Genomic DNA, 7,473 nt, shown 5'->3' on the forward strand with positions numbered 1-7,473 from the left:
CTCCCCCCCGCCGTCCCGCCGGCGGTCCCACCGGGTGCACCTCCGGCGGGCGGTCCCGCAGGAGCGGCCGAGGCGCCCCCACCGGAGCCGCCGTCCTCGCCCCGGATGATCGCGAGGGTGCCGGGCAGGTCCTCGGGGGTGACGAGCACATCGCGCGCCTTCGATCCCTCGGAGGGCCCGACGATGCCGCGCGACTCCATGAGGTCCATGAGCCGTCCGGCCTTCGCGAAGCCGACGCGGAGCTTGCGCTGGAGCATCGAGGTCGACCCGAACTGGGTCGTGACGACGAGTTCGGCCGCCTGGAGGAGCAGTTCGAGGTCGTCGCCGATCTCCTCGTCGATCTGTTTCTGCGGTTTCTCGACCGCGACGTCCTCGCGGTACACCGGGGTGAGCTGACCCTTGACGTGGTCGACGACCTGTTCGATCTCCGACTCATTCACCCAGGCGCCCTGGACACGCATGGGCTTCGCCGCACCCATCGGGAGGAACAGCGCGTCACCCTGACCGATGAGCTTCTCGGCTCCCGGCTGGTCGAGAACGACGCGGGAGTCCGCGAGCGAGGACGTCGCGAAGGCGAGGCGGGACGGGATGTTCGCCTTGATGAGACCGGTGACGACGTCGACCGAGGGACGCTGGGTCGCGAGGACGAGGTGGATACCGGCGGCACGCGCGAGCTGCGTGATGCGCTGGATCGACGCCTCGACGTCCTTCGGCGCGACCATCATGAGGTCCGCGAGCTCGTCGACGACGACGAGGAGGTACGGGTACGGATGGAGCACCCGCTCGGAGCCCGGCTCGGGTTGCACCCGACCCTCCCGCACCGCCTTGTTGAACTCCTTCACGTGCTTGAAGCCGAAGTGGGCGAGGTCGTCGTAGCGGGCGTCCATCTCGCGGACGACCCATTCGAGCGCCTCCGCGGCCTTCTTCGGATTCGTGATGATCGGGGTGATGAGGTGCGGGATGCCCTCGTAGATCGTGAGCTCGACGCGCTTGGGGTCGACGAGGATCATGCGGACCTCGTCGGGGGTCGCCCGCATCATGATCGACGTGATCATCGAGTTGACGAAGCTCGACTTACCGGCACCGGTCGCACCCGCGACGAGGAGGTGCGGCATCTTCGAGAGATCCGCCACGACGAATCCGCCCTCGACGTCCTTGCCGATGCCGACGACCATCGGGTGGTCGGTCTTGCGTGCGGCGTTCGAGCGCAGCACATCACCGAGGACGACCGTCTCCCTGTCGGAGTTCGGGATCTCGATCCCGATCGCGCTCTTGCCGGGGATCGGCGAGAGGATCCGGACGTCCGCGCTCGCAACGGCGTACGCAATGTTCTTCGAGAGGTTCGTGACCTTCTCGACCTTCGTGCCGCCGCCGAGTTCGATCTCGTAGCGGGTGACCGTCGGTCCACGGGAGAACCCGGTGACCTCGGCATCGATCGAGAACTGTTCGAACACCCCGCGCAGTGCCTCGACGACCCGGTCGTTCGCCTCGGACCGTTCCTTCGCCGGGGGCCCGGCGACGAGGAAGTCCGAGGACGGCAGGGTGTAGGTGACGTCGCCGGCGAGCGTGAGCTGTTCGACGCGCTGGGGCAGTTCCCCCGTGGGCTCGGGCACCGGGGTGCTCGTCGTCGGCACCTGCCCCGCCGAGGCGCCCCCACCGGAGCCGGCACCGGCACCCGCTGCTCCGGCAGCCACCGCACCGGCACCTGCCGCGCCGGACTCGGGCCGGTCGATGACCCGGGTCTCCTCGTCCATGCCGAGGTCCGCGCGCAGCTTCGCCGCGGCCTTCTCGGCCTTCGTCGGACGACGCTGGCCCGGTTTGAACGCGGGTTCGGGTTCCCCGTCGGCATCGACGTCGAAGAACTGCGGATCCTGCGGGTTCGCACCGGAGGCGGCGGTCCCCTCCCCGAGCAGTTCCTTCTCGTGGATGTACGCCTTGTCGTAGGCGGCCTCGGACTCGGACTCGTACTTCGGGGCCTCCCCCTCGGCCGGCTTCTTCCGGCTGCGGCGCTTGGCGCCCATGGGTTTGAGGCTCGAGGTGAGCTTGTTCGCGGCGACGAGGTCGGTGGTGTCGTCCCCGCCCTCGGCGGAGTCCTGCTGCGTGTCGCGGTCCGCGCCGGTGAGGAGCTGGTAGAGCCCGTACACGCGGCTCGGGATCCGGGCGACCGGGGTCGCGGTGATGATGAGGAGGGAGAACAGCCCGAGGAGGACGAGGAGCGGCACGGCGACGTACACCGTCGTGCCGGTGACGAGGACGGAGGAGACGAGGTACCCGACCGCTCCACCGCCGTTCATGAGGGCGTCGCGTCCGTAGACGAAACCGGGGACGCCGACGGCGATGTGGGCGAGACCCGTCGCCGAGACGAGGAAGAAGAGGATGCCGATGAGGATCCGGACATTGCCCTTCACCTGCTCGCCGCGGAGGAACAGCCGGATCGCGTACCCGAGGAGGACGACGGGGAGGGCGAGTGCGACGCGTCCGAGGGTGCCCTCGAAGACGCCTCGGACGGCATTGCCGAAGGCACCGGGGATGTTCCACCACTCGAAGGCCGCGACAACGATCGCGAGGCCGACGAGGAGGAATCCGGTTCCGTCCCCGCGCGCGGTGTCGCGCTGCGGGTCGTCCTGGGTCGGTGTCGGTTCGGTGAGGGTTCTGCGTGCCCGGTTCCCGGCCATGTGCGCCGCTCCCATCCATGCTCCCGCCACGGCACTCGCCGCGGCGTTCGGGTTCCCCGCACGGTCGGAGGTCCGCGCACCGCCCCGCGAGCGCGGAGCGGCCTTCCCGGTCGTCCGGGTCTGGGTACCCGTCGTCCGGCGCTTCTTTCCGGCGCCGGTAGCGGGGGAAGTCGTACTGGTCGCCATGCTCCACATCCTAGGACGCGCGGGCCGCCCGACCCCGGGTTTCCGCGGTCTTCGGCGCGCCCCGCCCTCCGCGCGGGGACGACGAAGGTCCGGAACCCGTGGGCTCCGGACCTTCGTGCCGCTCTGCTGTGGACGGTGGCGCTCAGGCGTCGTGGTTCGTCTCGATGAGTTCCTTGATCTTCGCGAGGGCCTCGTCGGCGCCGGGTCCCTCGGCGCGGAGGACGACCTCCTGGCCGAAGCCCGCACCGAGTGCCATGAGCGAGAGCACGCTGCTCACGTCCATCGCGTCCTCCGCCGGTTCGCCGGGCAGGCCGATCGTGACCTCGGTGTCGAGCTCACCGGCGGCCTCGGCGACGAGGGCGGCGGGACGGGCGTGCAGTCCGACGGTGCTGGCGACGGTTGCGGTGACTTCGGCCATGGGAGTGCCTCTTTCTGTGGTGGTGTTGCTGTGCTGGTCGGTGGTGACGGACGGTGGTCGGGTGCGGGCGCCCGGCTCAGATGCCGAGTTCGTCGAGAACCGGCAGGAGGGCCCGGACGCCCTCGCGCGCCTCGGCGGCGGTCGGTGCGTTGAACGCGGTACCGGCGCACCGCTTGGCCAGGCGCATGTCGACGGTGCGGAGCACCGCGGCGACGGCCGGGAGGGCCCGCGGGGACATCGACAGGCTCGTGATGCCCATGCCGACGAGGACGACGGCGAGCGCCGGATCCGCGGCGGCCTCACCGCACACGCCGACGGAGGCGCCGTTGAGGGCACCGCCCATCGCCGCCTCGCGGATGAGCTTGAGGACGGCCGGCTGCCAGGGGTCGCTGAGTTCGCCGAGGTCCCCGAGGAGACGGTCGGCCGCCATCGTGTACTGGGTGAGGTCGTTCGTCCCGATCGAGGCGAACTCGACCTCGCCGAGGAGTTCCTGGCTCATGAGGGCCGCCGAGGGCACCTCGATCATGACGCCTGCGGTCGTGAGCCCGTGGGAGTGGACGAGGTCGGCGAAGGCGCGGGCCTCGTCGACCGTCGCGATCATCGGGGCCATCACCTGGATCTCGGCGGTGTGGGCGGCGGCGGCCTCTGCGATCGCCTCGATCTGGCGTTCGAGGACACCCGGATGGGTGCGGCCGGTGCGGTACCCGCGGACACCGAGTGCCGGGTTCGGCTCATCGGCGTTCGTGAGGAACGGCAGCGGTTTGTCCGCTCCGGCGTCGATCGTGCGGACGACGACCTTGCGGCCGGGGAACGCGGCGAAGACCTCGCCGTACGCGGCGACCTGCACCTCGCGGCTCGGCTCGGTGTCGCGGTCGAGGAAGCAGAACTCGGTGCGGAGAAGACCGACTCCCTCGGCGCCGGCGGCGGCCGCCCGGCGCGCGTCCTCCCCCGTACCGACGTTCGCCCGCAGCGGGACCCGGTGGCCGTCCTGCATGAGGCAGGGACCGGTGTAGGAGCGCAGTGCGGCGGCGCGTTCGGCCCAACCGGCGGCGGCCTTCCGCTCCTTCTCACCGGGATCGAGCGTGACGGTTCCGGCGGCGCCGTCGACGTAGACCGCGGTGTCGTCGGGGATGTCGAGGACACCGTGAGCGGCGACGACCGCGGGCAGCCCGAGCGAACGCGCGAGGATCGCGGTGTGGGCCTGGGGTCCTCCCTCGGAGCACACGAGCGCGACGACGACGTTCGGGTCGAGGGTCGCGGTGTCCGCGGGGGCGAGGTCCTGGGCGACGAGGACGTACGGGGTGTGGGAGAACGGGATACCGGGTGCCGGTTCGTCCCGCAGCTGCGCGATGATCCGGGCGCGGACGTCGAGCACATCGGTGACGCGTTCGGCCATGTACCCACCGAGCGCCTCGAACTGGGCGGCGACCTCACTACCGGCCTCCCACACCGCACGCACCGCGTCCGTCCGCGTGAGTTTCTTCGCCGCCGTCTTGAGGAGCATGGGGTCCTTGGCCATGAGACTCGTGGCCTTGAGGACCGCCTGGGCGTCCCCGGTGACCGCTTCGGCCCGGGCGGCGAGCGCCTCGGAGACGGCCCGTCCGGCGGCGCGGATGCGCTCCTTCTCGGCGTCCGGATCCGCCGGTGCCGGTCCCTCGACCGGTTCGGTGAGGGGTGCGGGCATCCGCTTGACCGGGGCGACCACCCGGCCGGCGACGACGCCGATGCCGGAGTACACGGTGACTCCGGGTGCCGAGTCGGCCGGGGTGTCGAGCGTGCTCATCGGGATTCTCCTTCCGGGAGAAACGTTCGCGGGGTGCGTGTGTGCGGGTGGCGCGGCGGGTCAGTGCAGTGCGGGCTCGGCCGCCGCGGCGGGTGCCTCGGTCTCCGGGCGACGTGCTCCGACGAACTGCTTGAGGACGATCACGAGCAGCGCCGAGACCACGGTACCGATCGCGATCGAAAGAACGAAGAGGAGGAAGGAGTCGATCGCGAAGAAGACGAAGACGCCTCCGTGCGGGGCCTGGCTCGTGACGCCGAAGAGCATCGTGAGGGCACCGGTCGTCGCGGCTCCGACGACACCGGCCGGGATGACGCGGAAGGGGTCGGAGGCGGCGAACGGGATCGCACCCTCGGAGATGAACGCGGCACCGAGCAGCCATGCGGCCTTGCCGTTCTCGCGTTCGGCGGGGGTGAAGAGCCGGCCGCGGAGAGTGGTGGCGAGGGCGAGGGCGAGGGGCGGCACCATGCCGGCGGCCATGACGGTCGCCATGATCATGAGTGGCGCGGGATTGTCGACGGACCCGGCGCCGAGCCCGGCGACTGCGAAGGAGTACGCGACCTTGTTGATCGGGCCACCGAGGTCGGCGGCCATCATGACGCCGAGGACGATGCCGAGGAGGACCGCAGCGGACCCGGTCATCCCGGAGAGGACGGTCGTGAGGGCGCCCATGAGCCAGGCGATCGGGTTGCCGAGAACGAGGAACATGAGCCCGGAGGCGATGATCGACGCGGCGAGCGGGATGATGACGACGGGCATGAGCCCGCGGAGCCAACGCGGGGCCGGCAGGCCACCGATCCAGCGGGCGGCGTAGCCGGCGATGAGACCACCGATGATGCCGCCGATGAAGCCGGCACCCATGAACGCGGCGACCGCTCCGACCGTGAAGCCGGGGGCGATACCGGGGCGGTCCGCGAGCCCGTAGGCGATGTACCCGGCGAGCGCGGCGACGAGGAAGCCCATCGAGAGATTACCGATCTTGAAGAAGACCGCGCCCAGGTAGGCCCCGACCGGTCCCATCGCGATGTCCGGGAACTCCGTCGGGAGGTTCCACAGCGAGTTCTCCACCGTGATCGTGTCGGCGAAGTCGGTGATGTTGTAGCCACCGAGGAGGAAGCCGAGCGCCATGAGGAGACCGCCGCCGGCGACGAACGGGATCATGTACGACACACCGGTGAGGAGGACGCGCTTGAGCTCGGCGCCGAAGGACTCCGTGCCGGCGGCTCCCGAGTTCTCGCCCTGTTCCCCCGCGGCGACGCGCAGCCGGGCCCCCTGCGGGTCGTCCGCGACCGCGAGGGCTCGGCGGATGAGCTCCTGGGGTTCGTCGATGCCGCGCTTGACGGGCACCTGGATGTACGGCTTGCCGGCGAACCGGCCCTTGTCGCGCACGTCGACGTCGACGGCGAAGACCGCGGCGTCGGCGTCCGCGAGGAACTGCGGGTCGAGCGGGGTGGTCCCCGAGGAACCCTGGGGTTCGACACGGATGTCGACGCCCATCTCCGCGCCTGCCTGTTCGAGTGCGTCGGCAGCCATGTACGTGTGGGCGATACCGGTCGCACACGCGGTCACCGCGACGACGGTGCGGCGGCGGGCCGGTTCGGCGGGAGCGCCGGAGGTCGCCGAGGTGCCGCTCCCCTCGGCGGGTGCGGTCGCCGCGGCGGGCGCTGCCGCCTCGGCCCCGGTACCGGCAGCGGGTGCGTCCGCGGCGGACGCCTCCGCGGGGCGGAGCCCGAGCGCGGTCTCGACGACGTCGACGACCTCCTGCTCGGACGTGGCGCCGCGCAGCGAGGCGAGGAAGGGCTTCTTCATGAGATTGCGGGCGAGCTTCGACAGGAGCGCGAGGTGTTCCTCGTTGGCTCCCGCGGGCGCTGCGATGAGGAACACGAGGTCGGCCGGTCCGTCCTTCGCCCCGAAGTCGACGGGGGTGCTCAGGCGCGCCATCGCGAGCGAGGCGGCCGTGACGGCCTCGTTGCGGGTGTGCGGGATCCCGATGCCGCCGGGGATGCCGGTGGGCGTCTTCTCCTCGCGGGCGATCGCGCCGGCGGCGAGCGCCTCCGGATCGGTGGCACGACCGTCCGCGGCGACCTTCGCGGCCAGCGCGCGGATGACCGCGTGGGAGTCGGGACCGAGGTCGGCGTCGAGCGCGACCAGGTCGGGAACGATGAGGGCGGTCATCACATCTCCTTCGATGGGAGCGGGAGCGGGTGGAGCTGAACGAGGTCGGGGGTGGTGTCGGTGAGCCCCGGCACCGTCGTGCCGGGGAGCGAGGCGGCGGCGGACCCGTGGGCCACCGCCTGCCGGAGTCGGCCGGCCTCGTCGTCACCGCGACCGGCGGCGAGGAGGTACCCGGCGAGGGAGGAGTCCCCCGCGCCGACCGTGCTGCGCACGGTGACGGGGGCATGGACGGCGTGGAG

Annotated in this window: 4 protein-coding genes and 1 pseudogene; all 5 read right to left on the bottom strand. The window is 71.4% G+C overall.

Annotation, left to right across the window (positions count from 1 at the left end):
- Positions 1-2,690 (bottom strand): FtsK/SpoIIIE family DNA translocase (locus tag ABD172_RS06395; RefSeq protein ID WP_425546659.1); only part of this gene is annotated, 2,690 nt, incomplete at its 3' end.
- Positions 2,691-3,003: 313 nt separating this feature from the next.
- Complete coding sequence (locus tag ABD172_RS06400; RefSeq protein ID WP_344308004.1) at positions 3,004-3,279, bottom strand: HPr family phosphocarrier protein; 276 nt, start codon at positions 3,277-3,279, stop codon at positions 3,004-3,006.
- 76 nt (positions 3,280-3,355) lie between these two features.
- On the bottom strand, positions 3,356-5,062 hold the full coding sequence (ptsP, locus tag ABD172_RS06405; protein ID WP_344308006.1) for a phosphoenolpyruvate--protein phosphotransferase: 1,707 nt from the start codon (positions 5,060-5,062) through the stop codon (positions 3,356-3,358).
- A gap of 60 nt (positions 5,063-5,122) precedes the next feature.
- A complete protein-coding gene (locus ABD172_RS06410) occupies positions 5,123-7,234 on the bottom strand; it encodes a PTS fructose transporter subunit IIABC (RefSeq protein ID WP_344308009.1) in 2,112 nt (703 codons plus the stop codon).
- Positions 7,234-7,473: pseudogene (locus tag ABD172_RS06415) on the bottom strand (1-phosphofructokinase); the annotation flags it as partial. The pseudogene ABD172_RS06415 and the gene ABD172_RS06410, both read right to left, overlap by 1 nt.

This window comes from Brevibacterium samyangense, from assembly GCF_039529845.1.
In the GTDB taxonomy this organism is placed as follows: domain Bacteria; phylum Actinomycetota; class Actinomycetes; order Actinomycetales; family Brevibacteriaceae; genus Brevibacterium; species Brevibacterium samyangense.